This is a genomic window from Gordonia prachuapensis, assembly GCF_036350515.1.
Lineage (GTDB): Bacteria > Actinomycetota > Actinomycetes > Mycobacteriales > Mycobacteriaceae > Gordonia > Gordonia prachuapensis.
Genome location: NZ_JAZDUE010000024.1, coordinates 37,288 through 62,120, shown reverse-complemented (window position 1 = coordinate 62,120; position 24,833 = coordinate 37,288). Strand labels below are relative to the sequence as shown.

The 24,833-nt window shown below is 67.0% G+C and carries 25 protein-coding genes; 6 read left to right on the top strand and 19 right to left on the bottom strand.

The window, feature by feature from the left end; genetic code table 11:
- Positions 1-69: 69 nt before the first annotated feature.
- Positions 70-420, bottom strand: a complete 351-nt coding sequence (locus V1Y59_RS22110) for a UBP-type zinc finger domain-containing protein (RefSeq protein ID WP_330507195.1) — start codon at positions 418-420, stop codon at positions 70-72.
- Positions 421-460: 40 nt separating this feature from the next.
- A complete protein-coding gene (locus V1Y59_RS22105; RefSeq protein ID WP_330507194.1) occupies positions 461-1,174 on the bottom strand; it encodes an alpha/beta fold hydrolase in 714 nt (237 codons plus the stop codon).
- 122 nt (positions 1,175-1,296) lie between these two features.
- On the opposite strand from V1Y59_RS22105, the gene V1Y59_RS22100 reads away from it, so the two are divergent.
- A complete protein-coding gene (locus V1Y59_RS22100; RefSeq protein ID WP_330507193.1) occupies positions 1,297-1,848 on the top strand; it encodes a dihydrofolate reductase family protein in 552 nt (183 codons plus the stop codon).
- A 21-nt stretch (positions 1,849-1,869) separates the two neighbouring features.
- On the opposite strand, the gene V1Y59_RS22095 is transcribed toward V1Y59_RS22100, so the two are convergent.
- The 3 genes from V1Y59_RS22095 to V1Y59_RS22085 all read right to left on the bottom strand — a co-directional run bounded on the left by V1Y59_RS22095 (position 1,870) and on the right by V1Y59_RS22085 (position 3,981).
- Complete coding sequence (locus V1Y59_RS22095; protein ID WP_330507209.1) at positions 1,870-2,889, bottom strand: SIS domain-containing protein; 1,020 nt, start codon at positions 2,887-2,889, stop codon at positions 1,870-1,872.
- A gap of 71 nt (positions 2,890-2,960) precedes the next feature.
- Positions 2,961-3,476, bottom strand: a complete 516-nt coding sequence (locus V1Y59_RS22090; protein ID WP_330507192.1) for a hypothetical protein — start codon at positions 3,474-3,476, stop codon at positions 2,961-2,963.
- 76 nt (positions 3,477-3,552) lie between these two features.
- Positions 3,553-3,981, bottom strand: coding sequence for a MarR family winged helix-turn-helix transcriptional regulator (locus V1Y59_RS22085; protein ID WP_330507191.1), 429 nt, complete (start codon positions 3,979-3,981; stop codon positions 3,553-3,555).
- A gap of 31 nt (positions 3,982-4,012) precedes the next feature.
- Between V1Y59_RS22085 and V1Y59_RS22080 the strand changes: the two genes are divergently transcribed.
- Complete coding sequence (locus tag V1Y59_RS22080) at positions 4,013-5,242, top strand: multidrug effflux MFS transporter (protein ID WP_431309272.1); 1,230 nt, start codon at positions 4,013-4,015, stop codon at positions 5,240-5,242.
- A gap of 12 nt (positions 5,243-5,254) precedes the next feature.
- On the opposite strand, the gene V1Y59_RS22075 is transcribed toward V1Y59_RS22080, so the two are convergent.
- A complete protein-coding gene (locus tag V1Y59_RS22075) occupies positions 5,255-5,782 on the bottom strand; it encodes a hypothetical protein (RefSeq protein ID WP_330507190.1) in 528 nt (175 codons plus the stop codon).
- A 128-nt stretch (positions 5,783-5,910) separates the two neighbouring features.
- On the opposite strand from V1Y59_RS22075, the gene V1Y59_RS22070 reads away from it, so the two are divergent.
- The 3 genes from V1Y59_RS22070 to eutC are packed head-to-tail and all read left to right on the top strand — an operon-like array spanning position 5,911 to position 8,728.
- A complete protein-coding gene (locus V1Y59_RS22070) occupies positions 5,911-6,495 on the top strand; it encodes a TetR/AcrR family transcriptional regulator (protein WP_330507189.1) in 585 nt (194 codons plus the stop codon).
- Between the two features lie 53 nt (positions 6,496-6,548).
- Complete coding sequence (locus V1Y59_RS22065) at positions 6,549-7,958, top strand: ethanolamine ammonia-lyase subunit EutB (RefSeq protein WP_330507188.1); 1,410 nt, start codon at positions 6,549-6,551, stop codon at positions 7,956-7,958.
- Positions 7,955-8,728: an ethanolamine ammonia-lyase subunit EutC gene (gene eutC, locus V1Y59_RS22060; protein ID WP_330507187.1), complete on the top strand. Its 774-nt coding sequence runs from the start codon at positions 7,955-7,957 to the stop codon at positions 8,726-8,728. Before V1Y59_RS22065 ends, eutC begins: the two co-directional genes overlap by 4 nt.
- 299 nt (positions 8,729-9,027) lie before the next feature.
- Here the strand turns inward: eutC and V1Y59_RS22055 are convergent, their stop codons facing one another.
- From V1Y59_RS22055 to V1Y59_RS22030, 6 genes are all read right to left on the bottom strand, one after another.
- A complete protein-coding gene (locus V1Y59_RS22055) occupies positions 9,028-9,603 on the bottom strand; it encodes a pyridoxamine 5'-phosphate oxidase family protein (RefSeq protein WP_330507186.1) in 576 nt (191 codons plus the stop codon).
- 75 nt (positions 9,604-9,678) lie between these two features.
- Positions 9,679-10,773, bottom strand: coding sequence for an MBL fold metallo-hydrolase (locus V1Y59_RS22050; RefSeq protein ID WP_330507185.1), 1,095 nt, complete (start codon positions 10,771-10,773; stop codon positions 9,679-9,681).
- A 24-nt stretch (positions 10,774-10,797) separates the two neighbouring features.
- Complete coding sequence (locus tag V1Y59_RS22045) at positions 10,798-12,396, bottom strand: bifunctional 3-(3-hydroxy-phenyl)propionate/3-hydroxycinnamic acid hydroxylase (protein WP_330507184.1); 1,599 nt, start codon at positions 12,394-12,396, stop codon at positions 10,798-10,800.
- Position 12,397: 1 nt separating this feature from the next.
- Positions 12,398-14,332, bottom strand: a complete 1,935-nt coding sequence (locus V1Y59_RS22040; protein ID WP_431309270.1) for an acyl-CoA synthetase — start codon at positions 14,330-14,332, stop codon at positions 12,398-12,400.
- Positions 14,329-15,276, bottom strand: coding sequence for a fumarylacetoacetate hydrolase family protein (locus tag V1Y59_RS22035; RefSeq protein WP_330507183.1), 948 nt, complete (start codon positions 15,274-15,276; stop codon positions 14,329-14,331). Before V1Y59_RS22035 ends, V1Y59_RS22040 begins: the two co-directional genes overlap by 4 nt.
- The gene (locus V1Y59_RS22030; RefSeq protein ID WP_330507182.1) at positions 15,273-16,415 is read right to left on the bottom strand and encodes a VOC family protein; all 1,143 of its coding nucleotides are present in this window, start codon (positions 16,413-16,415) and stop codon (positions 15,273-15,275) included. Before V1Y59_RS22030 ends, V1Y59_RS22035 begins: the two co-directional genes overlap by 4 nt.
- A 131-nt stretch (positions 16,416-16,546) precedes the next feature.
- On the opposite strand from V1Y59_RS22030, the gene V1Y59_RS22025 reads away from it, so the two are divergent.
- Positions 16,547-17,209, top strand: a complete 663-nt coding sequence (locus V1Y59_RS22025) for a TetR/AcrR family transcriptional regulator (protein ID WP_330507181.1) — start codon at positions 16,547-16,549, stop codon at positions 17,207-17,209.
- 18 nt (positions 17,210-17,227) lie between these two features.
- Here the strand turns inward: V1Y59_RS22025 and V1Y59_RS22020 are convergent, their stop codons facing one another.
- The 7 genes from V1Y59_RS22020 to V1Y59_RS21990 all read right to left on the bottom strand — a co-directional run bounded on the left by V1Y59_RS22020 (position 17,228) and on the right by V1Y59_RS21990 (position 24,685).
- Positions 17,228-18,676 carry a DUF1254 domain-containing protein gene (locus V1Y59_RS22020; protein ID WP_330507180.1) on the bottom strand — a complete coding sequence of 483 codons (1,449 nt, stop codon included), beginning with the start codon at positions 18,674-18,676 and terminating at the stop codon, positions 17,228-17,230.
- Complete coding sequence (locus V1Y59_RS22015) at positions 18,673-19,335, bottom strand: TetR/AcrR family transcriptional regulator (RefSeq protein ID WP_330507179.1); 663 nt, start codon at positions 19,333-19,335, stop codon at positions 18,673-18,675. Before V1Y59_RS22015 ends, V1Y59_RS22020 begins: the two co-directional genes overlap by 4 nt.
- 162 nt (positions 19,336-19,497) lie before the next feature.
- A complete protein-coding gene (locus V1Y59_RS22010) occupies positions 19,498-20,637 on the bottom strand; it encodes a PDR/VanB family oxidoreductase (RefSeq protein WP_330507178.1) in 1,140 nt (379 codons plus the stop codon).
- Between the two features lie 6 nt (positions 20,638-20,643).
- Positions 20,644-21,546: a metal-dependent hydrolase gene (locus tag V1Y59_RS22005; RefSeq protein WP_330507177.1), complete on the bottom strand. Its 903-nt coding sequence runs from the start codon at positions 21,544-21,546 to the stop codon at positions 20,644-20,646.
- Positions 21,543-22,532 (bottom strand): alpha/beta fold hydrolase, encoded by a 990-nt coding sequence (locus V1Y59_RS22000; RefSeq protein WP_330507176.1) that lies wholly within the window; start codon positions 22,530-22,532, stop codon positions 21,543-21,545. The genes V1Y59_RS22005 and V1Y59_RS22000 overlap by 4 nt, the downstream gene beginning before the upstream one ends.
- A gap of 201 nt (positions 22,533-22,733) precedes the next feature.
- Entirely contained in the window at positions 22,734-24,182 is a 1,449-nt protein-coding gene (locus V1Y59_RS21995) for a hypothetical protein (RefSeq protein ID WP_330507175.1), read from the bottom strand.
- An 86-nt stretch (positions 24,183-24,268) separates the two neighbouring features.
- The gene (locus tag V1Y59_RS21990; protein ID WP_330507174.1) at positions 24,269-24,685 is read right to left on the bottom strand and encodes a VOC family protein; all 417 of its coding nucleotides are present in this window, start codon (positions 24,683-24,685) and stop codon (positions 24,269-24,271) included.
- Between the last annotated feature and the right edge of the window lie 148 nt (positions 24,686-24,833).

Below are 24,833 nucleotides of genomic sequence, written 5' to 3'. Positions count from 1 at the left end.
AGCGCTCCGGGGCTCCTCAGGGACCAGGTGGTGACGCCGCTCCGGGCTCCTCAGGGACCAGGTGGTGACTCAGCGATTGCGCAGCTGCTCACGCCAGTCGGCGGGTAGGCGCTCGGCCGGGCCGGGTGCGCCCTGCTCGCGCGGTCGCGCGGTCGGCTCGGCGAGAGCCGGGCCGGCGAACAGTTCCTCCGTCCCGAAATTCCAGTACCAGTCCTCGCCCGGCTCGTAGCTCTGGATCACGAGGTGGCCGGTCGCGGCCGCATGCGCTCGAGCGTGGCGGTTGAGCGAGTCGTCGCAGCAGCCGATGTGGCCGCACTCGGCGCAGCGACGCAGGTGAAACCACCACGACCCCGACGTATCGCATTCCAGGCAACCGGTTCCGCTGGGCTGCACCGTGGTGTCGATGAACTGATCGGACATCGTTGCTCTCCAATCTCACTGTGAGATCACTGTGAAGCACTCATGGCTCGCGGCCGGCTGCCTGATCGATCAGCAGGGCAAGCGATTCCGGTTCGGTGAAAGCCGACAAGTGTGACCACTCGGCGTGCAGGTCGAAAACCGAACCGCGGATGCGGCGGGCGAGGTCGCGCATCACCTCCGGAGTGGAGACGCCGTCCTTGCCGGCGGCCACGAGAGTGACGGGCATGGTCAGCGACCCGGCTCGCGACCATCGATCGTAGGTCGCGATGGCGGCCAGAGCAGCTGCCCAGTGTTCGGGGTCGGCACTCGAGAGTTGCTCTCGCACAGCGCGAACCGCCGATCCGTCGGCGATGAGCTCGTCGGGTGTGAACCAGCGGGCCAGGGAACCGACGATCGACGGTCCCGACCCGGCGCGAAGCTGGGTGGCGACGGGTCCGAAGGCCGCGAACGGCGTGTCCCGGGTACACAGGAGGGTCAATGTGCGGACGCGGTCCGGATGGGTCAGGGCGAGGTCGATGGCGATCTGACCGCCGAAGGAATGGCCGACCAGATCGAGGTCGCCGCCCACCGCCGAAGCAACCCGCTCGGCCAGGATCGACTGCGCATCACGCGAGTTCGGCACATCTGTGCAATCGGGCGTGACCAGGTTCCGCCCACCGAGGAAGGCGACCGTTTCCGACCAGATCTCCGGCGTCAACGGTGTTCCGTGCAGCAACACCAGCGTGCGGTCGGTATTCCGGTCGTGGCGTGCCATTGCCGGAGATTACCGCGATATGGGCCATGGCGGGTCGGCGTCGGATCGGGGTCGCCGATGAATTGTGCGCCCCGGCCGGGTCTACCCATGTGACGTCCGCCGAACACATCGAGAGGAACGCCATGCGAAAGCTCGTCGTCACGCAGAACATCACGTTGGACGGAGCGATCGAGATGCTCACCACCTGGTTCGATCCGACCGACGACGCACCCGACCTCGTCGAGGAATCCCATCGACAGGATGCGCAGGCAGACGCGCTGTTGGTGGGTCGCCAGACCTTCGAGGACTTCCGGGGCTATTGGCCGCACCAGGAGAACGACACGACTGGTGTCACCGACTATCTGAACGCCGTCGACAAGTACGTCGTCTCGTCGACGATGACCGACCCTGCGTGGCAGAACTCCACCGTGGTGCCCGGCGACGACGTACCCGGCCGGGTACGCGAACTCAAGGAGCAGGACGGCAAGGACATCGTCGTCACCGGCAGTATCCGGCTGACCCACAGTCTGATCGAGGCCGACCTGGTCGACGAGTACCGGCTCTTCGTCTACCCGGCGGTACAGGGACGCGGTCGCCGCCTGTTCCCGGATGGCACGGAGACCATGAAGATCACGCTGACCGAGACGAAGTCGTTCAGCAACGGGGTCGCCTTGTTGAAGTACTCCGTGGGTTGAACCGAACGTAGGTCGGCGCGGTCACAAGGTCTCGGTCACTTTCGCCAACCCGCGAGGCGTGTCAGGGTCACCGCCGCGGGCGATCGCCAGATGCAGTGCCAATTGTTGCAGCGGAATGATCTCCAGCAGCGGCGACAACGCGTCGGGCACGCCGCCCGGCAACGCGATACCACCGGTGAGCGCGGCGATCAGTGCCGGCGAGCCGACCCCGAACACATCGGCGTCCCGCTCGGCGAGCCGGTCGAGCACCGGCCGCATCGCGTCTCCGCCCACCCCGGCCGGGACCACCGCGAGCACGGGTACCTGCGGATCGACCGTGGCCAGCGGGCCGTGCAACAGGTCGGCACCGGAGAACGCCTGCGCCGAGAGATACGACGTCTCCATCAACTTCAGCGCCGCCTCGCGTGCTGTCGGGTAGGAGTAACCGCGCCCGGTCGTGATCAACCGTTGGGCGAAGCGATATCGCTGCGCGACCGAGCGCACCTGCCCACCCGCGTCGAGAAGTTCGTCAGCCAGGTCGGGCAGGTGCGCCGCGGCCGAGTCGTCGGCCTCGACGATCCGCGTCACGAGTAGGTACAGGGCCAGTAGTTCGGCGGTGTACGACTTGGTGGCCGCCACCGATTTCTCCGGCCCGGCAAGGACATCGACGTGTAATTCGGCGGCGTCGGACAGCGGGGAGATGTCGTTGTTGGTGACCGCGACCGTCAGCGCGCCCTGGGCTCGCGCCACATCGACCGACTGCACCAGATCCGGCGATCCGCCGGACTGGCTCACCGCGATGAACAAGACATCACGCAGATCCGGCCGGGCTCCGTACACCGTCATCGTCGACGGCGCGGCGAGACCTGCCGGTATCTGGTGGATGATCTCGACGAGGTACTTGGCGTAGAGGGCCGCGTGGCCGCTGGTGCCCCGCGCGACGAACTGGACGAAACGTGGCCGGCGCGCACGGATCCGAACGGCGACCTCGGCGATGGGAGCTCGCCCCTCGCCGAGGAGGGTCCGCCATCGCGTCGGTTGCTCGGCGATCTCGGCCGCCATCAGCCGGCCGGGCGCGGTCTCCGGGCTGGTGTTCATATGTGAACGGTACAGCCGGCCACTTCACCGCCCGCTCAGCGCGTTTCGGGTGGAATTCGGGTCTCGCGGGGTTCTTGGGTATTCGGCGGAACCGGGGTGCGCTGAGGGTTCTGGGCCGGACCGGAACCCGGGGTCGCGCGGGAATCGGTGGCCGGACCCGGCACCGATTCGGGCTCGGCGTCCGCAGCTCGCCGGCGCGTGCCGTCGCGGCCGACGTCGGGGTCGATCTTGTCGGCGCGGGCGAGTTCGTTCTCGAACTCCTGCCGTGACTCGGTGGCCTGTCCCTCGTGGGTCCGGGCCTGCTCGGTCAGTCGCTTGGCCTCGGCGGCCTTGGCGTCCGCCTCGGCCTGCGCTTTGCGTGCCCGCGCATCGGACTCCTCGGCGATCGCCTCGCGTTGTCGCAGGTCGCCTACATGCTCGGTGGCGCCCTCACGGATGCGCTGGGCTTTGACGCGCTGCTGCTGGCGGCGGGCACGAAGCAACAGCAGCACGGCCGCGATCAGAACGATCACGACCACGACGGCGATGATGATCCAGACTGCAGTATCCACGGGTCGACTCCTCGTTGAGTTGGTCGACCGGTGATACCCGGTTCGGTGTGGAATCAATCGCGCCCGCACCAACGGTTCAGTTCGCGGGGCGCAGGCCCTTCTCGATCCGCGTCAGCGTCGCGAGTGTCTCGCCGACATCCGCGAGGTCACCACCCAACGCCTCGGTCAGGCACGCAGACCATTCTCGATAGAGGTGATCGATGTTCTGGCGCGCCTGTGTCGTCGTGGAGACACGTACGAGGCGCGCATCCTGCGGATCTCGGGTCCGCTCGACGAGTCCGTGTGCCTCGAGGCTCTTGAGGGCGACGCTGACGTTGCTCTTGTGGAGCGCGGTCGCGGCGGCGGTGGCGCTCGGCGAGGTGCCGGGATGACGGTCGACCCACTGGAGGACCGCCGACTCGGTGTCGGTCAGCGGATCGAGTCCGAATCGGTGAGGTTCGATGCTGCGTGCGATGCGCAGGATCACGTCGGCCAGAGCGCCCAACTCCATCGGTTGAGAAACCATAACAATTATGATTTCATAATCAACCGTGAGTATCAAGACCTCCGCCGATGTGGACCACGCCCGTCCCGAGACCGCCACGCGAACCGTGGGCGGGCCGTTGCTGCTGGTCTTGGCGTTGTTGTCCGCCGTCGCGCCGTTCGCGACGGATATGTACCTTCCCGCTTTTCCGCAGATGACGGACGAGCTGTCCGCGTCCGCGACCGCTGTGCAGCTCTCCCTGACGGCGTTCCTCATCGGCGTCACGCTCGGGCAGTTGGTCTTCGGGCCCATCTCCGACCGATGGGGTCGCCTGCGCCCGCTGCTCGTCGGCGCGGCGCTGTGTGTGGTCGCGAGCGCGGTCGCGGTGTGGGCGCCCAGTGTGGCCGTGCTCGTGATCGCACGCTTCGTCCAGGGGCTGGGTGGTGCGGCCGGCATGGTCATCGGTCGCGCGATCATCTCTGACCTGGTGACCGGCAAAGCCGCGGCACGCGTGTTCAGTCTGATGATGATCGTCGGAGGTGTGGCACCGGTGATCGCCCCACTGGTCGGCGGGTTCCTCGTGGGGCCGATCGGCTGGCGGGGGATCCTGGCGGTCGTCCTGGGGCTGGCCGTCCTGATGCTGCTGTCGATCATCGTCGTCGTGCGCGAGACGCTCCCGCCGCAGCGCCGAGCCCGGACCACCGGGGAACACGCCGATTCCGGATCACCGCTCAAGGCACTGTCCTCACGTGCATTCGTGGGCTATACGTGCGCCTTCGCGTTCGCCTTCTCTGTGATGATGGCGTACATCTCCGCGTCGCCGTTCCTCTACCAGGAGATGATCGGGCTCGGGACCGTCGGCTACGGACTGGCATTCGGGGCGAACGCCTTGGCTCTCATGACGGTCAGTGGTCTCGCCGCGCGGCTGACGCGCACACATTCCGTGCGCCGGCTCGTCGGCATCGGCATCGGGTTGGTCGTCGCAGCGACGATGACCTTCGGTCTTCTCGTCCTCGCGGGCCTTCCACCCGGCTGGCTTGCGATCCCGATCTTCGTTGCCGTCGGCAGCCTGGGCCTGGTGTTCGGCAACGCCACAGCACTTGCGCTGCAGGCTGTTCCGCACGCGGCGGGCAGCGCTTCGGCGATACTGGGCGCCATGCAGTTCGGGCTCGCCGCGCTCGTGTCGCCACTGGTCAGCATTCGCGGGGAGGACACCGCCGGCCCGCTCGCGATCGTGATGATCGCCTCCGCCCTGATCGCTCTGGTGGCATTCACGCTCGCCGAGCGCCCGGCCCGGCCGTAGCGCCGCGGAGGGTCATCCGCCGACTTTGCCCGGTGCCACCGACCGCAGCCGCCCGATCACCTTGACCGTGCACCACGACAACGCGAGCGCGCCGGCCGTCAGGAATGCGGTACGGACGCCGTTGGCCTGAATGAGGCTGCTGATCGTGGCCGGGTCCTGCCCGATGTCGTCGAGCCGGTTGTGCATCGGAATCGCCCACGCCACCGTGCTGAGCAGTGCGCCCACCCCGCTCACCCCCACGACGGCCGCGACGGGCTTCGGAATGCCGGCCGGCCGGGTCCACCAGAACGCCGCGCACGCCAGGAACGAGACGAAGCCCGGAACGATGACGACGCCGGGGATGGCATGGTTGTAGGCGAGGTGGTACGCGGGGAACTCGTCGGCGCTCATCGCCCGATAGAGGGGATAGGAGACGAACTGGGCCTGCCAGGCCACCCCCGCGCTGTACGCGGTGAGCCCCGAGACCGCGGCCAGGTTCCAGATCCGCCAGCCGGGTCGGCCGACGTCGACGGCCATGGGGGCCGGGTGCGTGACGCTCATGAGGTGTCCTCTCGTGTGCAAGACTTTGACTTGAGTCATTCTAAATTGATTTTAGAAAGGATCAAGTGAATAACGGGAAAAGGTCATACGAAAGTCCGACACGGGCGAAGCAGGCCCGGGACACCCGCATGGCGATCCTTCGAAGCGCCGCGGCCCTGTTCGCCGCCGACGGGTATGGCCCGACGACCGTCGGTGCGGTGGCCGAACGCGCCGGGGTCAGCGCCCAGACGGTGTACAACTCGATCGGCTCCAAACGGGAGCTGTTGAAAGCCGCGTACGACGTCACCCTCGCCGGCGACGACGAACCGATACCGCTGGCCGAGCGGCCCGAGGTCAAGGCGATGTACGCGATGACCGACGCCGCCGAGTTCCTGCGGAGCTATGCGCGGTTGGGCAGGCAGGTGGCCGAACGGATCGGCCCGCTGGTGCTGCAGCTCGCCGCCGGTGCGGCGCTCGGCGAACCCGACCTCGTGGAACATCAACGGACCACCGACCAGCAGCGCCTCACCGGCACCGGAATGGTGGTCGCCAAGGTCGATGCTCTCGGAGCGTTGGCACCCTCGCTCACCGTCGAGGCCGCCCGCGACCGCATCTGGACACTGAACAGCATCGAGGTCTGGGGTCTGCTCACCCGCAACCGAGGCTGGAGCGGCGACGAGTACGCCGACTGGATCGGTGACGCCATGTGCGCGGCGATCCTGGCGCGACGGTGATCGGTGTTCGTAGCGGGTGCGGTGCCCGGACGTCGACAATAGACTTCTGAGTCGTGAAGTTCACCCAGTCGGTGGCGGGCACGAGCTACCAGTTCGACGGCCTCATCGAGTTGATGGCCAAGGCCACGCCGCGCCGCTCCGGCGACGAGCTGGCCGGCTGCGCGGCGTCATCTGATGCCGAACGTGCCGCTGCCGCATGGCAATTGGCCGATCTTCCGCTGTCGGTGTTCCTGGAGGAACTCGTCGTCCCGTACGAATCCGACGAGGTGACCCGTCTCATCATCGACAGTCACGATCGCAGCGCCTTTGCCGAGATCTCCCACCTGACCGTCGGCGGTCTACGTGAATGGCTTCTGGAGGCTTCCGCACACGACGACAGTGCCGACCGGATCGCCCGGGTGGCAGCAGGTCTGACGCCGGAGATGGTGGCGGCGACCTCGAAGATCATGCGCAACCAGGACCTGATCCTGGTTGCCGGGGCGACCACGGTCACCTCGGCTTTTCGAACCACGATCGGGCTTCCGGGACGGATCGCGACCCGTCTGCAGCCGAACCACCCCACCGACGATCCGCGCGGGATCGCCGCGGCGACACTCGACGGGCTGCTGATGGGCTGTGGTGACGCGGTGATCGGGATCAATCCCGCGACGGACTCGCCGCATGCCACCGCCGACCTGCTGCGGCTGCTCGACGACATCCGACAGCGGTTCGAGATCCCCATGCAGTCCTGTGTGCTCTCGCACGTGACGACCACGGTCGACCTGATCGACGAGGGTGTGCCCGTGGATCTGGTGTTCCAGTCGATCGCCGGCACCGAGGGAGCGAACACGAGTTTCGGTGTCACCGTCCCGATGTTGTTGGAGGCCAACGAGGCCGGGCGTTCGCTACGGCGCGGTACCGTCGGCGACAACGTGATGTATCTGGAGACCGGACAGGGATCGGCGCTGTCGGCCGGTGCCCATATCGGCACCGGTGGTCGCCCGGTCGATCAGCAGACTCTGGAGACCCGCGCCTACGGACTCGCCAGGGCCCTGGAGCCGTTGTTGATCAACACCGTCGTCGGGTTCATCGGTCCGGAGTACCTGTTCGACGGCAAGCAGATCATCCGTGCGGGACTCGAAGATCATTTCTGCGGAAAGCTTCTCGGCCTGCCGATGGGTGTCGACGTCTGCTACACGAATCACGCCGAGGCCGACCAGGACGACATGGACACGCTGCTGACGCTGCTCGGTGTTGCCGGGGCCGCGTTCGTGATCGCGGTGCCCGGGGCCGACGACATCATGCTCGGCTACCAGAGTCTGTCGTTCCACGACGCGCTGTATGTGCGGCAGGCGTTGTCGTTGCGCGCGGCGCCCGAGTTCGAGGCGTGGCTGCAGCGTCTGGACATGGCCGACGGCGACGGCGCCATCCTCCCGATCGATCCGGCCACATCGCCGCTGCTGGGTCTGGCGGCAGGCCGATGAACGAGCCGCAGCAACCCGCCGATGACGTCTGGTCCGATCTGCGTGCCACCACTGCCGCCCGCATCGGCCTCGGCCGGGCCGGGAACTCGTTGCCGTCGCGCCGGGTGCTCGAGTTCCAGGCCGCGCATGCGGCAGCCCGCGACGCCGTCCACGAACCCCTCGACATCGACGGCTTCATCGCGGGTTTGGCGGATCTCGACATCGAAGCGCCGCTACACATCTCGAGCCAGGCGGACGGCCGCAGCGAGTATCTGCGACGCCCCGATCTCGGCCGCCTGCCGGCGGATCTCACGGGGCTGCCCGACACGGGTGCGGACCTCGGCATCGTGCTGGCCGACGGTCTCTCGCCCCGCGCGCTCACGGATCACGGCCACGGCATGCTGGCTGCGCTCCTCGACACGCTCGCCGGGCGGTACAGCCTGGCCCCGCCGGTCGTCGCAACGCAGGCACGGGTGGCGTTGGGCGATCACATCGGCGAGGCACTCGGCGTGACGACCCTGATCGTCGTCATCGGCGAACGTCCCGGCCTCTCCGTTGCCGACAGTCTCGGGATCTACCTCACACATCTGCCGCGTCCCGGGCGCAGCGACGCCGACCGGAACTGCATCTCCAACATCCATCCACCTGATGGGCTCGATTATGCGGGCGCGGCGTCGATGACGGCGGCGCTGATCGACGGTGCACGCAAGCTCGGTCGTTCGGGCGTGGTGCTCAAGGACACCTCACGCGCTGCCCTGACAGACGGAGAGGCGATCACGATCGAGTCGTGATCGCCTCTCCGGGGAATCTCTCTGGAGGATCTCTTCTCCGGGAATCTCCCTCGATTCAGTCCCGCGCGTCAGCCAAGACCCAGCATCGAGAGGAGGCCCAACCAGAATTCGCCGAGTTCGATGGTGAGCGAGCCGAATGACATGGAGGTCTCCTTTGTATGGGTGCCCGTGTGGGTGTGCCGCACAACGTAGCAGACACGTTGCGGTGCTGCTCGGTACGCGGAACCGGCACGCGGGGGTATGCGCGGTTTGCCGTTATCGGTGTGGCGCACCCCACCATTCGCACGACATCCGAGGTGCTAGCCGAAGGTGAACCGCGTGCAATCGGTGGGAAACGACGACCATGCGAACGCGCGCCGCGGGGTGATCGTCCGCAGGCCCCCGCCGTCGGCCGGTGACTGCCACGAATCGGGTCCGGGTCGGTAGTCGGAGTACTTGTCGAAAGCCGCCGCGAGCCGGGCGCCGACGCCGTCGGGCGACGCGCACACGGCCACGGAGTCGCCTTCGACGATCACCACATCCGACCCGCTCTCCAAGTTGAGTGTGCACGCCGGGTTGGCCTCGACGTTACGTGTGTGCCGCGTGGTCGGAGCGCCGTCGTAGAAGAACCGGCCGTCGACCCAGACACCCCAGCGAGGGACCGCATGCGGCGTACCGTCGGGCCGGACCGACGTCAGCCAGTAATGCTTGGACTCGACGAGCCGCGCCTCGACCGACGCCCAGGTGCGCGTGCCCTCGAGGTCGTCGCCGACGCCGTAGCCGTCCGGGAATCGCGGGCGGTCCACGACCGGATCCGGAACGGGTGGCAGCGAATCCGCGATCGGTAGCGTCGGTGCCCGGGTCGGTTCGTGCAGGTCGGCGGGGGAGTCGGTCATGGCCTCACTCTACGAGCGTGGGGCGGGTCGCGGCCCGACCGTTCTTGCTCTGTTGGCGTGGACGGTCTCCTCGAATCAGCCCACCGGGATCCGCATGAGATCGTTGCCGACGATCACGCGTCCGCGGAATCCACGCTGGGCCTGCGTCAGCCACAGCAGGTCGGGGACCTCCTTCGTGCCCGGGGCGAGGTGATTGAGCACCAACGTCTTCACGCCTGCCTTGGCCGCCACCGTCCCCACCCGGGTCACATCCGAGTGTGCGCGCTCGTGATGCTGGATCTGCTCCGGTGACAGACCGCCCGCGTTCCGGACCACGTTCAGGTCGATCACCTCGTGCACGAGGACATCCGCGCCGCGGGCGAGGGTGACCATGTTGGGGGTGATCGTGGTGTCGCCGCTGACGACCACCGAACCGTAGCGGGTGTCGAATCGAAAACCGTACGACGGGAAGATCGGTGGGTGTTCGACCAGGATCGCGCTGACCTTCACCCGCTCGTCGGACATCACCTCGAACGGCTTCATCGGTGGCGCCACGTTGCCATTTGCCGAAGCGCCGACATCCGGAGTGGGGATCTCGTGTGCCTGGAACATCTTTCGGATGTCGGGCCAGCCCTCGTCCCGCATGCGGGTGTTGATGTCGTAGGCGGCCGCAGCCAGGCTGTAACGGAAGAAGTCGGCCATACCCGGTGTCGGGTTCTCGGGATTCACGGTGCCACCCGGTGGACCGATGAAGTCGGGCAGTTCTCCCGCCGACGCCGGCCCGTGGATGTGCACCGGATGCGTCATCGGGTCGACGCCGCCGAAGCGCAGCCACAGCAGCGTGAACAGATCCGCGAGATGGTCTGAGTGCATGTGCGTGACGAAGATCCGGTCGAGGTCGCCGATGTCGAGCCCGGACCGCTCGAATTGTTCGAAGGCCCCGTGACCGAAGTCGATCAGGTAGATGTGCCCGTCGACCACCAGGGCGGTCGAGACGCCGGTGCGGCCGGTCATCGGGACCGGCCCGGCTGCCGTGCCCAGCAGCACGAGGTGAGCACCGGTGCGGGGCACGGGGATCGGGAGTGCCGTCGCCTCACCGGCGCCGACGGGTGTGGCCGCGGTCCCGGCGACGGCCGCGCCACCCGCGGCGAGCATGGCTGATCGGAGTGCCGTACGGCGATTGAATCTCATGAAGTCCTCATTGACGTCGATGGGTCAGCCCGCGACGGCGACAGCGCCGCCGGCGGGAAGATAGGTGTAGACAGCGGAAACGGAGGCGCCGGCGACTGTCACGACGCGATCCGGGCGAACGACCGCCGCCGTCGCGCCACCGGAAGCCAGCCATTGCCCGAGGGGTGACTCCTCCTCGACGGTCATCGCGATGGCGCCGCGGCGCCCGATCTCGTCGGCCTGTGCCCGGCTGGGCGGCGTGGTGGTCACCAGCAGGAAGGTCGCCGACACGACGTCGTCGAGCCTTCGGTCGCCCTCACCGACCACTGCGTTGGGGCACAGCGTCCCGGAGAGGCTGCGCGGATCCAATGCCACCGCGGGTGTGGGGAGCAGACGACCCCGGGACCAACCGGCGTGTACGAGGGCCGACGCCGGCAACGCCGGTGATGCGCCTTCCACGGCCTGCTGGGTGATCCCGGGCAGGTGCGGAAGCAATGGGCCCACGATGCGACGTGCGACGTCGCCGATCCGGCCGCCGCCGGTCATCGTCACACCGATGGCCATCGCCAGTGTGATCAACGCGGTCACGTGGGGCTTGCGTTCCTGCTCGTAGGTGTCGAGTGCCGATTCCGGCAAGGTGTGGCCGATGACCCCGGCGAGCTTCCACGCCAGGTTCATCGAGTCCCGCAGGCCCGAACCCAATCCCTGGCCGATGAACGGGGGAGTGAGGTGTGCGGCGTCACCCAGCAGGAAGATGCGCCGGTCGCGCCAGCGCTGGGCGACATGGGCGCGGAAGGTGTACTCGCGTGAGCGGACGAGCGTGAGGTCGTCGAGGTCGGTGGAGGCCAGCCATGGTCGCAGAAGTGGTTCCAGCGCAGCCAGATCCGGGAAGGTGTCGGCGGATTCACCATCCAGCAGACGAAACTCCCACCGGTAGCGGACGTCGCTCACCCGCATGAACGTGGCCGCCCGGCGACCGTCGCAGACCTGCGCGACGCCGTCCCACTGGCGCAGATCCGCCGGGGTGTCGACGTCGACCACCAGCCACCGTTGCGTGAATCCGAGATCGTTCCAGCGGATCCCCGTGGAGCGGCGGACCGTGCTGTTCGCGCCGTCGCACCCCAACACGTACTGTGCTCGCAACACCTGCCGTCCACCGGTGCGGCGGTCGGTGAGTTCGACGCGTGCCGCGTCGCCCTCGTTCACGACGAGGTCCACCTCCACGTCGCTGCGCACCGTCACCGCCTCGCGGCACTCGACGGCACCGCGCAGCAGTTGCTCGAGTTCGGGTTGGTCGAACATCGACGCTCCGGGATGGCCGTGCCTGCCCACGTCGGTGAGCCGGCCGAACTCGGCGAGCACGCGCAGCGACCGGTCGACCAGCCGTAGCCCACGTGCGGGCCTCGAGTGCTTGCCGAACTCGTCCGCGATACCGACTGCGGCAAGGATTCTGAACACCTCGTCGTCGAGGTGTACGGCCCGTGGTTGCGGGTAGGGGTCGGCCCATCGCTCCAGGATCAGCGACGGGACACCGAGATCGGCGAGCAGCGCCGCGGCAGTCAGGCCGGTCGGTCCGCCGCCGACGATGACCACCGGCAGCACCTCGGGACCGTCGTCGTGCACACTGTGTTGCTGTTGCTGCACGTCACACCTCGCCGGGTCGGTCGGCGAACTCCCAGCGCAGTGGCAGCCGGTCGAGTGCGGTGCGGACCGACGTGAGCTCGGAATCGGGCCCGGCGGCCGGGGTCAGGACGGTGACCACCGTGCCGTCGTCGACCCTGGTGTCGACGGTCATCCCGGCACCCGTCTCTGCGACGATCTCCTCGACGACGCGGCGAGTGGCATCCGCGCGCAGCGCGAGTTTGTACGGTTTGCCGACATCGGTGACCGGAAGATCATCGCGGATCGTCACCGAGACCGGGACCGCCGCCGATTCCGGCACATGCGCGATCGCCCAGTCCCGCAGGTCTGCTGCGGCGACATCGGCTCCCGGACGGAGGGTCACGTAGGCGACCGGAACCTCGCCGGCGTGTCCGTCGGGCCGGCCGACAGCGGCGGCACCGGTGACATCCGGATGCTCGAGCAGCGTGTCCTCGATGATCGCCGGGTCGATATTGTGGCCGCCGCGGATGATGAGATCCTTTGCCCGGCCGGTCAACCGAAGGAAACCACGTTCATCGACCGCTCCCAGATCGCCGGTGTCGAGCCATCCGTCGACCAGCTTTCCCATGCCGTCGAGGACGACGCCGTCGGGCCCCGGACCGACGACATAGCCGGCGAACACGGTCGGCCCGTGGATGACCACCGTGCCGACCTCTCCCGGCGGCAGATCGGTCCAGGTGCCCTCGGCGTCGATGTGTACCGACTTGATGTGCTGATAGGGCAGTCGCTGACCGACAGTTCCGGCCGGTTGTCCAGTGCCGAAGCTGCGTGCACTCGCGCAGGTCGCCTCGGTGAGGCCGTATCCTTCGAGCAGCGGGACCCCGGTGTGGGTTTCGAACGCGTCGCGAACGGCGCGGGGCAGCATCGACGCGCCCACCATGCACACCCGCAGGCTGGAGATGTCGGCGTCGATCGGACATTGCGCCAGCACCGAATACACGGTCGGCACCCCGCTCATCCCGGCGATTCGATGGTGCTCCACGATCTTCCAGAACTGGCCGTACAGCTCCAGATCGCGGTACCCGAGGGGGCCCGCCCACACGACGGTCTGACCGCGCAGCAACGGAGAGAGAACGGTCACGATCAGCGCGTTGACGTGGAACAGCGGCAGGGCGGCGAAGATGCGCGCCTGCTCGTCGAGCACGGTGTTGGAGGCCAGCATCCAGGCATTGGCCACCTCGTTGGAGTGGCGATGCGCGGCGAGTTTCGGTGCGCCGGTGGTACCTCCGGTGTGGAAGAGGGCCGCGAGGTCGTCCGGTTCGGGCGACGGGACGGTGACCGCCGTGTCCACCCGGGCGACATGGTCGGCGAGGTACTCGACGTGCACGCCGTCGATCATCGGCGCGCGTGCGGTGACCTCGCCGCCGGTGGGACGCAACAGGAGCAGCATGTCGATCATTCCGGTACGTGCGATCGCCTCGGCCTTGGCGAACACCGTCTCATCGAGTTCGGGGCCGGCGGCGATCAGGGTCCGGGCGCCCGAGCGGCGCAGGAGTTCCGAGATGTGCTGCTGTCCGAGTGCAGGATTCATCGGCGCCGCAACCCCGGCGGTCTCACACGCCAGGAGTGCCACGATCAACTCGGCACAGTTCGGAGACAGCAACCCGACCGGTTCGCTCCGGCGGATGCCGTGTTCGGCCAGCGCGCCGGCCAACCGGGACACCTCGCGGTGCAGTTGTCCGAACGTCAGCTCGACCGGGTCTCGCCATCGCGCCGCATCGGGGATCACCGAGATCGCCGTCCGATCGGGCCACAGCGTGGCGGCCCGCTCGAGCACCCGGTAGGTCGAGTCGGGTAGTCCACGATCCTGCAATGGAATCGATTCCACCCGTGCGACATCATCAGGTGTCTCGTAGGCCGTCCACATCGTTTGGTCGGCCAATGCTGTTGTCGTCGAGCGGCTGTCGTAGACGGTCATGAGTAATGCACCTCGGTCCGCTGGACACCGAGGTCCAGCTTGCCGTCGTCGGTCGCGATGGCGAGTTCCATGACGTCGCCGTCACGCAGGTACTTGGGGTTCTTCGCCTGGCTCTTGAAGAAGCTCTTCCACTTCAGGGCGGGTGGCAACAGTGAGCCGATGATCTCGATCGGTTTGGGTGGCGCGGTGAGTGCGGTGCCGCCCGGTGTCCCGGTCAGGATGAGGTCTCCGGTGTCGAGTCGCTGGAATCGTGACAATGCCTGCAGGGCCTGGAGCGGTGAGTAGATCATGTCCGCCACCGTCGAATCCTGTCGGACTTCACCGTTCACCCGGGTGATCAGACGCAGGTTGTCGATCTGGTCGAGGTCGCCGGGTTCCAGAATCACCAGTGCCGGCCCGACCGGCGTGAAGGACGGGTAGGACTTACCCTCGTAGAACTGCGTTTTCGGCAGTTGGACGTCGCGGGCGGACACGTCGTTGGTGATCACCAGCGCTGCGATGTGGCGCGGCAGGTCCGCTGCGGTGAGTGTGGTGCCCACGGGGATCGGTTCGCCGATGACCAAGCCCAGCTCGATCTCGTAGTCGAGGAGTTTGACGTGTTCCGGTTTGATCACATCCGATGTGGGACCTGTGATCGAGCCGGATGCCTTCCGGAAGAAGGTGAGTGGGACGGTGTCCGGGTTCATGCCGGAATCCTTGACATGGGACACGTAGTTGGTCATCTGCGCGACCACCCGGCACGGCGTCGTCACCGGCGAGATCAGTTCCAGCGTTGCGATATCCACCGAGTCGGAGTCATCGGCCGTCTCGCCGAGAGCCGCCTGATCGGTGGAGATCTCGGCCAGCAGTTCGGCGGTGGTGGCGGCAGACGTGGCCAATCGGCGCCCACGGTTGCCGTCACGGACCCACCATGCGTCCGCGGTCCGGAGAACGGAAATGCTCATGATGATGCAACTTTCACTAGGCCGAGCAGACGCTGCACGTCGAACTCGTTGTCGGATTCACGAAGTGAGTTGAGAATGGCGGCGAACTCCCGGATGGATTCGCGGCCGGGCTTCACCCCGAGGAAGTCGGCGGTGGCCGGCGGGCCCCATTGGTTGAGCCCGGAGGCCGTCATCGGTGCCCACCCGGGTTCCAGCGTGCAGTCGAACAGATCGCCATCGGCGAAGTGCTCGACCAGGAAACCGTCGGGATCGCGCCAGTAGTCGAAGATCTGACTGCCCTGGATGTGACGGCCGATCCCCCACGAGCGGAAGTGCCCGCGCTCGCGCAGATACTCACCGCCCTGCGCCAGGACATCGAGGTCCCGGACCTGGTACGCCGAGTGGACGTACCTGTTCGCCGGTCCCAGGGTCATCGCCAGCGTGTGGTGGTCGGCGGGGGTGGAGCCCCGGTCGCAGCGGATGAAGCTCATCACCGGGCCGCGCTGGCGCTGGCCCGGATAGAACAGGAAGTCGCTGACGATGAGGCCGAGGTTGGCGAGGTACCAGTTCAGCGTCTCGAGGTACCGGTTCGACTGCAGCACAACATGTCCGAGTCGCTCGACCTGCGCGGGCTCGCGGGGCTGACGGACGGTGACGTTGGCTCGTTCCGGTTGCCCACCGACGTTGTGCGGGACGGCCTGCTGGGTCGGTAGCGCCGGTAGGTCGCGCACTCCGGCGACCACCTGCACCCGCGCTCCACTGGGATCTCGCGTGGTGGCGACGACCCCGCCGAGTGTCTCCGGAAGTCGTTCCACGCGCGCATCGACCCCGGCGGCGAATGTGTGCACGTCCTCGAGCGCGGCGGCGCGGAAGGTCGGACCGACGAACTTCGACCGCCGACCACGACGCACGATCACGCACGGCGGGCCTTCCAGCGCTCCCCGCAGATGAAGCTCGTCGTCGGTGTGGAGCGAGATGGTGAATCCGAAATCGGCGGCGAACGCCGCGGTGCGCGCGAGATCGGGCTTCTCGAACTCCAGCCAGGCCAGATCCTCCACCTTGATCACCGGATTCGCGTACCGCCCGGGGTGTTCGCCGGGCAGTGCGCCCTGATCGACATGCAGGTCGTGATGCACGTCCTGTGGTGTCTCGAGATCCATGGGAATCACCTTCACATCTAGACTGACGATATCGTCACATATGCCGCAACGCTCAGTCAATGTTTTCTGACGAAATCATCACTATTGAGAGTGCGGTGTAGAGTCGGCGCTGAACGTGAGGGGACGAGCACATGACGGCAACGACGAACGCGGCGGTCAGCCGGTCGGAGCGACGAAAGCTGCGGACACGGTCGGCGCTGATCGGGGCCGCGCAGCGGTTTCTCGCCGAGGGGCGGGTGACCGCTTCCGTACTCGACCTGACGAACGCCGCCGATGTCGGGATGGGGTCCTTCTACAACCACTTCGACAGCAAGGAAGATTTGTATCAGGCCGCCGTGGATGCTGCTCTCGAGGCTCACGGGGCACTGATGGACCGGATCACGCACGACATGCCCGATCCGGCCGAGGCATTCACGCAGAGCTTCCGACTCACGGGGCGCATGCATCGGCTCAATCCGGAGATCAGTCGCGTTCTGCTGCAGCGTGGTAGCTCGATGTTGCTCGCCGATGAGGGTCTGGCGCCCCGGGCCCGTCGAGATCTCATCGCGGCCGCCGAAGCCGGACGATTCGCCATCGATGACATCGACACCGCCATGGTCGCGGTGGCCGGCGCCGCCGTCGCGCTCGGCGAGCTGCTGCATTCGCAACCCGATCGCGACGCCGGCACGACGTCGGACGCGGTCACCCAACGGGTTCTCATGTCGTTGGGGATGAGCGCCGACGACGCTGCCGCGCTGTGCCGGATTCCGTTGCCGGATATCGGGTCTGCAGACTTGCTGACCGACGGGGCCTGACGGGCGGACTCGCTCACCTCAGCCGACCCGCGTCACCGCCGGCGGATTCCAGTTCCCGTCGACGATCTGCTCGGATGGCCAGTACAGCCGCAACACCAGCGAGGCCTGTCCGTCGGCCGGCATGGGCAGCCAGTTGGATTCCTTGGCAGGACCGGGATTCTCACGCTGGATGTAGATGTCGATCGAACCGTCGGGGTTGGTCCGCAGACGCTCGCCGCGTACCGCATAGCGGTTGATCGGATTGGCTGCGAGGTAGCCCTGTTCGTCGTAGAGGGTCAGGGACCAGAAGGCGCGGACATCCGGGACCTGATCCTTGTCGAAATGCAGCACGTAGTCCTTGTCTGCGCGCAGCGGCCTGCCGTCACCGGTGGTCTCGCTCATCGCATATACGGCGTCCTCGGGCAGGTTGGCGCCCAGTAGCCGGGCGGCGGTCACCGCACGTGCCAGATAGTCGGTGCCGTAGGCGCCGATGCTCTCGACCGGAGTGCGCCACCCGTTCACCTGCGGGGTGGTGTTGGCGAAATCGAGACGTCCGCGGGTTTCCGGCCAGGCCTTTGTCCACACGGCCCGATCTGCCGCGGACAGACTGTTCAGGTCGAGGCGGCGATTCGGCGACCATCCGTACCGGGCTAGGTCGGCGAGCAGTTCGCGGTCGGCCGGTCGCGTCTGGGTGTGGGATCGGGCCTCGTAGTACAGATCCCAGTACTCCTGGGGAGACAGTGCGGCGATGTAGTCGCCTACCTTCACGTTGCGGGGCCAATCCGGGTGGAGGTCGGTGTTGGGAAGCGGGATGTACGGACGTCCCAGAGAACTGAGCGGCACCGCCGAGAGCTGACGCTGCAACCCCTGCACAGCGGGGATGTCGTTGGGCCCGTTCACCTGGATCCGGCCGATCATCCACCCGGTGTCCGTCGCCATCCGGTACTCGCGGATTCCGGCGGGCAGTGTGCCTTTCCAGTTCGGCCCGACGATCGCGAACCGGTACGCCTTCCCGTCGCCGACGGTGCGAGAGCCCGGGGCTGCCGTGGTGTCGGTCCACATGTCCATGATGGAGAAGACGTGATACCGGTCGCCCATGTCCGGAACGCTGATGACGATGGGTTCGGCGGCCACGTCATAGAGCATTGACGTGTACAGGGTGTCGACGTTGGTCCGGACCACACCCTTGAAGCTCGCGTCCGGCAGGTTGTCCTTCGATCCGAGTTGATTCGTCGGCGCGATGCCGATCGCGGAGATGGGAACCGGCACATTCGTGTTCTGCCGACGCGTCACCTCCATCGACACGAGTGGGTAGGTGTAGGTGTAGGCGGCAACGGCTGCCTCCTCGAGCGAGCTGACCCCGAGCCGGGGCGCAGCGGCTGCCGGGGTCGACGTGAGCGTGATCCCCAGCATGGCCAACAGGATGACGAGGATGCCGCTGTGGACCCGTCGGGCCGCACGCGGTACGCGATCGAGTCGCCGGTTCATTCTGATTCCTTTCGTGGTGCGGCGGATCCGGTACCGGGCCGGGAGACGTCCGACGCCCCACGGATCACGCCACGCAAGGTCGCGGTGAAAACCGCTGTGAGAGTTGCTCGATCGACGCGGTCGGGATCGGTCCCGTGTTCCAATGCCAGCCCGAGGCGGAGGGCCTGGAGCGTCAGGGCCAATTGTTCGGGGGGCACGATGATCTCGACACCCAGGTCGTCGGCTGCGGTCTGGAGGGTGGTCGCCAGTGCGCCGCGCAAACCGCGTCGCACCCCGACATAGAGCTCACGCAGCTCGGGTTCGCGTGCGGCCTGCTGGGCGATCTCGATGAGCAGCCGCGTCCCTGCCTCGTGCTCGACGATGCCGACGGCCCAGACCTCGGCGATGTCATCCAATGCCGCCTCGGGGCGGTTCTGCGCCCGGACCTCGATGTTGCCGAGGGCCAGCTGCGCGCGGGCCTGCTGCTCGATCAACTCGGCAAGCAGCGCGTGCTTGCTCGGAAAGTTGGAGTAGACCGCACCTTTGGTGAAGCCCGCGGCATGCGCGATGTCGTCGAGGCGTGCGCCGGCATACCCGCGTTCGGCGAAGACGCTCGCGGCCGCGTCGATCAGGCGGCGGCGCACTTCGTCGCGAGGTACCCGCGGGACGGGGCCCGTCATGGCCGCCTCGTCCGGTGCCGCAACCCGTCGACGTCCTGCGTGGAGTTGATCACGCCGACACGATACTGGTCAGTATCCAATACTCACAAGTATCCAGTTCGGGGCAGCGTGAGATCACCAATTGCGCGCGGGGATCTCTCGGCGGCGGACTCGCCGCCGCGATCAAAGGTCGAGCGTCAGATGATCGTCACGACCACGTGACACGCACGTCAGGTATGCGCCGGCGGCGCGTTCCGCATCCGTCAGGATGGTGTCGCGGTGATCCACCTCGCCGACCAACGCCCGGACTTTGCAGGTTCCGCAGAATCCCTGTCGGCACGAGTACGGCACCGACGGCATGGCGCGGCGGATGGCGGAGAGCGCGGACTCGTCCGCGCCGACCCGGACCTGCCTCCCCGACGACGCGAGGGTCACGGTGAAGGGGCGACCATCCCGAACGGGCGGTGGGCTGAACCGTTCGTAGTGCAACTCGATGTCCGGCCGGTCGGCGAGATGGCGACGCAAGCTCTCCAGCAGCGGAATCGGGCCACAGCTGTAGACCGCAAGGCCCGACGGCGCACGACCGGTCGCCGGGTCCGTCGCGCCGAGCAGCGCCTCCATCGACGGGAGACCGTCCCTGTCGTCGGTTCGGATCGCCACCTTGTCGCCGTAGGCCGTCACCTCGTGACGGAACGGGATCGATTCGAGACTGCGACCGGTGTAGATCATCGACCAGTCGACTCCGAAACGTTCGGCAGTGTGGAGCATCGGCAGGATCGGGGTGATGCCGATGCCGGCCGCGATGAAGCGAATCGTCGTCGCCGGTGAACCGTGACCGGGTACCGCGAACGGAAACGCGTTGCGCGGCCCCTTGATCGGTATGTGATCGCCCACGCGCAGCTCATCGTGGATCTCCATCGAACCGCCACCGCCATCAGGGATGCGGCGTACCGCGATCCGGTAGGTGTGGCGATCGGCCGGGTCGCCGCACAGTGAGTACTCGCGCATCCTCCCCGATGGCAGGATCACGTCGAGGTGCGCGCCGGGATGCCAGCGAGGCAGTGGCGAGCCGTCGGGTGCCGCCAGGGTGAGTGCGACGACGTTCTCGTCGGCGGCGACGACCTGGCGATCGATGATCTGCAGCGTGATGGTGCCGAGCACGTCATCGGTTCGGCGGATGGGTGACAGTGGCCGCCAGAACGGCCACCACGCCTTCGCGATCACTCCACCGACGGTGAGGATCGGGTCGCGCCGCCAGCGTCCGTACAGATGTGGGGGCGCTGTCGTGGGGGGCGCGGAAGGCGGGCCGGAAACTGTTGACATCGTTTGTCACCCAGCGTTTCTGGCGGCAGGCGAACTGGCCAGATATGCGACCGCCTGCGCGGTGGAACCGATCTCGCTGGGATGAAAGCCCGGGCGGAAGTAGCTGAAGGTGGACATGACCACCTTGCGCATCTTCGGCAGTACCCCTGCCCGGACACCGCGGAGGTAGTGGTACTGCTGTCGGCAGAACCCGATGTCGAGACTCGGGTCCTGTCGCATGATGAACCGGAAGCCGCGGTGGATCAGGAACAGCAGTACCGGCAGCGCCACCAGCATCGCCCGGCCGCGACGCAGGTAGCTGTCCCCGAAATACACGGCGACGTCGTGGGCCACCGCGCGGTGCTCGACCTCCTCGGCGCCGTGCCAGGTGAACAGGTCGGTCATCGTCGGGTCCGCCCCGTGCTCCACCCAGGTGTTGTTGAGGGCGAAATCACCGAGGATCGCGGTGTAGTGCTCCAGCGCCGCGATCAGCCACAGACGCTCGACGAGGTGCTTGTGACGGGCCTCGGGGCTCCCGTCGTCCATCGGGGCGAGCACCTTGCGGAAGATCCATTCCGCGTGTGCCACAAATGGTCGCGGGTCCACTCCGTGGTGATCGAGGAACTCCCACAGCACGTGGTCGTGGGCGTCGGCGTGCATTGCCTCCTGTCCGATGAACCCGCGCATCGCGGCGGCGAGTTCGGGGTCGCGGACCAACGGCAGGGCCTCGCCGTAGGTCTGTACGAACCAGCGTTCGCCCTCGGGCAGAAGGAGATTGAGGACCGACACGAAGTTGGACGGGACGGGGTGTCCGGGTATCCAGTGCAGCGGAACCTGCGAGAAGTCGAAGCTGACGTTGCGTGCGTGCAGTTCGACCGGTCCGGGGTCTGCGGGGTTCGGTTCGACGACGTCGTGCGCGGAGCTGCTCATTGCTGCGCTCCGCTTGTCGGCGTTCGGTTTCGGCGCTCGGGGTGATGGGCGTGGATGAACTCCAGGGCGTCGGCGGCCAGCTGCTCCGGGTGTGCCAGCGGAAGCCAGTGCCCGGTGTGGCTGACGCGTCGTTCGGATGTTCGGGCGAACCGATCCGTGTGGGAGAACAGGGGCGGGCGCAGCGCGACGTCGCGGGTGTTGATCAGTTCGAGGACCGGAACGCTGGTCGGCCGCGCGTGCGGTGGACGGCGTCGGCGGCTCAGATTGGCACGGTAGTACCGGAGTCCGGAGCGCGCATCCTGGCGGAATGTCGGCGCGAGGACGATCTGTTCGGAGTCAACCTTTTCCGTGCGGGCGACGAACCGAGTCCATCGTCGCGGCGACAGCGCAGCGCCCACGAGTGCGTCGGAGACCCTCGGGATCTTGAAGAACCGTGCGTAGAGCAGACATGCCTGCTGCGTGAAGTAGTCGCGGACTCCGCGGGCGGTCGGCGGCCGCCACTGGGCTTTGAGCCACACGTCGGCGTAGTCGAGGTTCGGGCCGGAGACCGAGACGTAAGAGGCGATCCGGCGTTCCGCGCCAGGTGTGCAGACTGCCTCCCAGGTCTGGATGCCGCCCCAGTCGTGTCCGATCACATGTACGGGGTGATCGGGGCTGACCGCGTCCGCGACGGCGAACAGGTCGCGGGCGAGATGGTCGAGTCTGTAGTCCTCGGTCGTCCGCGGACGATCGCTGTCACCATAACCGCGGGTGTCGTACGCATAGACATCGCAGGTCGCGGCGAGAATCGGCGCCACGTGTGTCCACAGATGATGGCTGTCGGGCCACCCGTGGACGAGAAGGACCACAGGCCGACCGTCATCATCGCGCGTTTCGGGTGGGGTGGTTTCGGTCTGCTGGGTGGTGTCCGCGACGGCTCGGAAGACGGCAAGACGAACACCGTCGCTGTGGACATCGGATCGGGACCATTCGACCATCAACGCCATCCCATCGTCGTCATCGGTGTGAACTCCCCGCGGAGGAGAGAGCTCGCAGCCATCGGCAGAATCTAACAACACCAGTGCCGATTGTGTCAATGAATGATGGAACGTTTGGCGACTCTGACTGAGCGCGACGGTCGCCACTGTGTCCCGCGGCCGTCGTTCGAGCCGCGGTGAATCCGGCCCTCGTGCGAGGGCTGGCCGATGTCAGGGGTTGCGACACCGTCGATCGCGGTAGCGGTACATCCTGCCGGTCCTCGGTTGTGCCGGCGGCTGGAAGGTGATCGTGCTCGTGGCCAGGAATTCGGCGACGTCAGGCCCGGTTCCGATGAGGTCGATGACCGTGATGCCCGACGAGCTGATGTCCTGGTCAAACACGTCCGCTGTCGACGCCGCGGATGCTCCAGAGTCGGCGGACGTTGCGGGCTGGCTTATGGGCGCCGAGTCACGATCGGGTCCGTGCCCGGCCGGCTCACCTGTGGGAGGTTGCGGCCCGACGGTGTCATCGTGGCGTGGGTCGACGCCGTCCGGGCCGCGCATCTCGGCTCGGCTGCTGTCGCCGGATTCGCGGTCGTCCCGTTGCTCGCGCGGCTCGCCCGCCACCTCCGCGTCTTGTTCTGCGGGGGTGGAGGAGTGGGGTGTGGATTCGTCGGTGGCCGAGTCTGCGGTTGTCGAGGCGGCGGGGGCCGGCGCATCAGTGTCGGTGTCTTGGCGCATCGGGCAGGTGTCGAAGCCGCATTCGCAGCGGAGTTCCTCGCCGGGAACTCCGTGGATCTCGGCCAGGGCGGTGGCTCGTTGCTCACCGATGCGACGTGGGTCGCGTCGGCACACTCGGGTGGCGATCATGTCGGCGATCCGCTGGGATACGAACACGCCGTGTTCGGCACTGATGGATGCCGACATGTCCATGTGGCCGAACGCCGCCTTCGAGAAGGTGACGTTCTGGAGCATTTGTGCGGTGTCTTTGCGGGCCTCTGCGTAGCCGTCGGGATCGAGGGTGATCACCGCATCGTCGAGCTCATCGCGCAGGACGGTGTCGGTGGTGGGCCGGTGCCCCAGATCCAGTGCGACATCCTCGAAGTCGATCGGCGTCTCTGTGGTGCCGGAGCCCGTGTCAGGCTCGGTGTCGGACCCGGATTCCGTGGGCTCGGCTTCCGTGGGCTCGGGGGTCTGGTCATCGGGGTTCGGCTTGGGGCTCGGGCCGAATGCCTCATCGATGATCTCGTTGATGCGTTCGCGTAGATCACCTTTGGGCGCGACCTGTGCTGCGCGCACCATCTCCGCCATCCGATGGGTGCTGAAGTCTCCTGCGAGATAGGCGAGTCGGATCTTGGGCAGGTCCTGCAGCATCTCGCCGAGGTTCGACCACTGGGTGGCCTTGGTGCGTGAGAAGCCCAACTGCATCGAGATCTCGCCGGTGGCCGCCCGACGAGCCGCGGCCAGGGTCTTGTTCGATGTGTACGGTCCTGACCCGATGCGTTCGTTGTAGGTCGACAAGCCGATCTCGTAGGCGCCCAGCAGAGCTCGTGCCTCGGCTTGGCGACTGAGCCGCAACGCATCTCGCACGGCCTGATTGCGTGCCAGATCTGTCTCGGCACCTTCTCGCATGGCAGACAACGCAGCGTCGTCGACCATGTGATCGGTGAACGAGAACACGATGCGACCTCCCCCAAGGTGCTGCGATCTGATTGCGTTCAGAGTATCGGGTGGGTCTGACAAGATGGGACGCCCGCACGCGGCGGCTACCCCAACACGCGGTCGTCCTGAAGAAATTCCACAAGGATGCCGTCCGGATCCGCGATGAAGAAGTAGCGGACGCCGGTGCGTCCGTCAGTGATCGTGGTCGACGCCGGGCACAATCCGCGGTGGATGAAGTCGTGCAGGGTGTCGGCAACGGAATCCACCTGTAGCCCGAAGTGCTTCACCCCGATCTCGGGCAGGTCGGTGCTCAGCTCGCGGGCCGCATCAGGCAGCGGTGACGGGGTGGCGAAGCTGAACAACTCGAGAATGAGCCCGTCGAGCCGCAGATGTGAGACCGACATGCTCCCGTCGGGTGCGTCGTAGCGTAGCGCCTCGTTGAAGCCGAACTGTGCGTAGAACTGGGTCGACCGCTCGATCGAGGACACGCTGAGCGCCACATGGTGCAGGGAGAACTTCATCCGGCGACTATCCCCGACTGTCATCGATCCACACAACCGGGTGAACGCGCGGCTACCCAACGGGCGCGCAGGCTGCTGGCAGCGCGTTTGGTTGCAGGGTGCGCGAACGCGCCGCGACGTATCGCAGCTGGCCCCATCGAAGGCGCCC

Excerpts from the sequence above, each read along its gene's own strand:
- V1Y59_RS22110 (WP_330507195.1), bottom strand. The coding sequence starts at position 420 with ATGTCCGATCAGTTCATCGACACCACGGTGCAGCCCAGCGGAACCGGT.
- V1Y59_RS22105 (WP_330507194.1), bottom strand. The coding sequence starts at position 1,174 with ATGGCACGCCACGACCGGAATACCGACCGCACGCTGGTGTTGCTGCAC.
- V1Y59_RS22100 (WP_330507193.1), top strand. The coding sequence starts at position 1,297 with ATGCGAAAGCTCGTCGTCACGCAGAACATCACGTTGGACGGAGCGATC.
- V1Y59_RS22095 (WP_330507209.1), bottom strand. The coding sequence starts at position 2,889 with ATGGCGGCCGAGATCGCCGAGCAACCGACGCGATGGCGGACCCTCCTC.
- V1Y59_RS22085 (WP_330507191.1), bottom strand. The coding sequence starts at position 3,981 with ATGGTTTCTCAACCGATGGAGTTGGGCGCTCTGGCCGACGTGATCCTG.
- V1Y59_RS22075 (WP_330507190.1), bottom strand. The coding sequence starts at position 5,782 with ATGAGCGTCACGCACCCGGCCCCCATGGCCGTCGACGTCGGCCGACCC.
- V1Y59_RS22070 (WP_330507189.1), top strand. The coding sequence starts at position 5,911 with ATGGCGATCCTTCGAAGCGCCGCGGCCCTGTTCGCCGCCGACGGGTAT.
- eutC (WP_330507187.1), top strand. The coding sequence starts at position 7,955 with ATGAACGAGCCGCAGCAACCCGCCGATGACGTCTGGTCCGATCTGCGT.
- V1Y59_RS22055 (WP_330507186.1), bottom strand. The coding sequence starts at position 9,603 with ATGACCGACTCCCCCGCCGACCTGCACGAACCGACCCGGGCACCGACG.
- V1Y59_RS22050 (WP_330507185.1), bottom strand. The coding sequence starts at position 10,773 with ATGAGATTCAATCGCCGTACGGCACTCCGATCAGCCATGCTCGCCGCG.
- V1Y59_RS22040 (WP_431309270.1), bottom strand. The coding sequence starts at position 14,332 with ATGACCGTCTACGACAGCCGCTCGACGACAACAGCATTGGCCGACCAA.
- V1Y59_RS22035 (WP_330507183.1), bottom strand. The coding sequence starts at position 15,276 with ATGAGCATTTCCGTTCTCCGGACCGCGGACGCATGGTGGGTCCGTGAC.
- V1Y59_RS22030 (WP_330507182.1), bottom strand. The coding sequence starts at position 16,415 with ATGGATCTCGAGACACCACAGGACGTGCATCACGACCTGCATGTCGAT.
- V1Y59_RS22025 (WP_330507181.1), top strand. The coding sequence starts at position 16,547 with ATGACGGCAACGACGAACGCGGCGGTCAGCCGGTCGGAGCGACGAAAG.
- V1Y59_RS22020 (WP_330507180.1), bottom strand. The coding sequence starts at position 18,676 with ATGAACCGGCGACTCGATCGCGTACCGCGTGCGGCCCGACGGGTCCAC.
- V1Y59_RS22015 (WP_330507179.1), bottom strand. The coding sequence starts at position 19,335 with ATGACGGGCCCCGTCCCGCGGGTACCTCGCGACGAAGTGCGCCGCCGC.
- V1Y59_RS22010 (WP_330507178.1), bottom strand. The coding sequence starts at position 20,637 with ATGTCAACAGTTTCCGGCCCGCCTTCCGCGCCCCCCACGACAGCGCCC.
- V1Y59_RS22005 (WP_330507177.1), bottom strand. The coding sequence starts at position 21,546 with ATGAGCAGCTCCGCGCACGACGTCGTCGAACCGAACCCCGCAGACCCC.
- V1Y59_RS22000 (WP_330507176.1), bottom strand. The coding sequence starts at position 22,532 with ATGGCGTTGATGGTCGAATGGTCCCGATCCGATGTCCACAGCGACGGT.
- V1Y59_RS21990 (WP_330507174.1), bottom strand. The coding sequence starts at position 24,685 with ATGAAGTTCTCCCTGCACCATGTGGCGCTCAGCGTGTCCTCGATCGAG.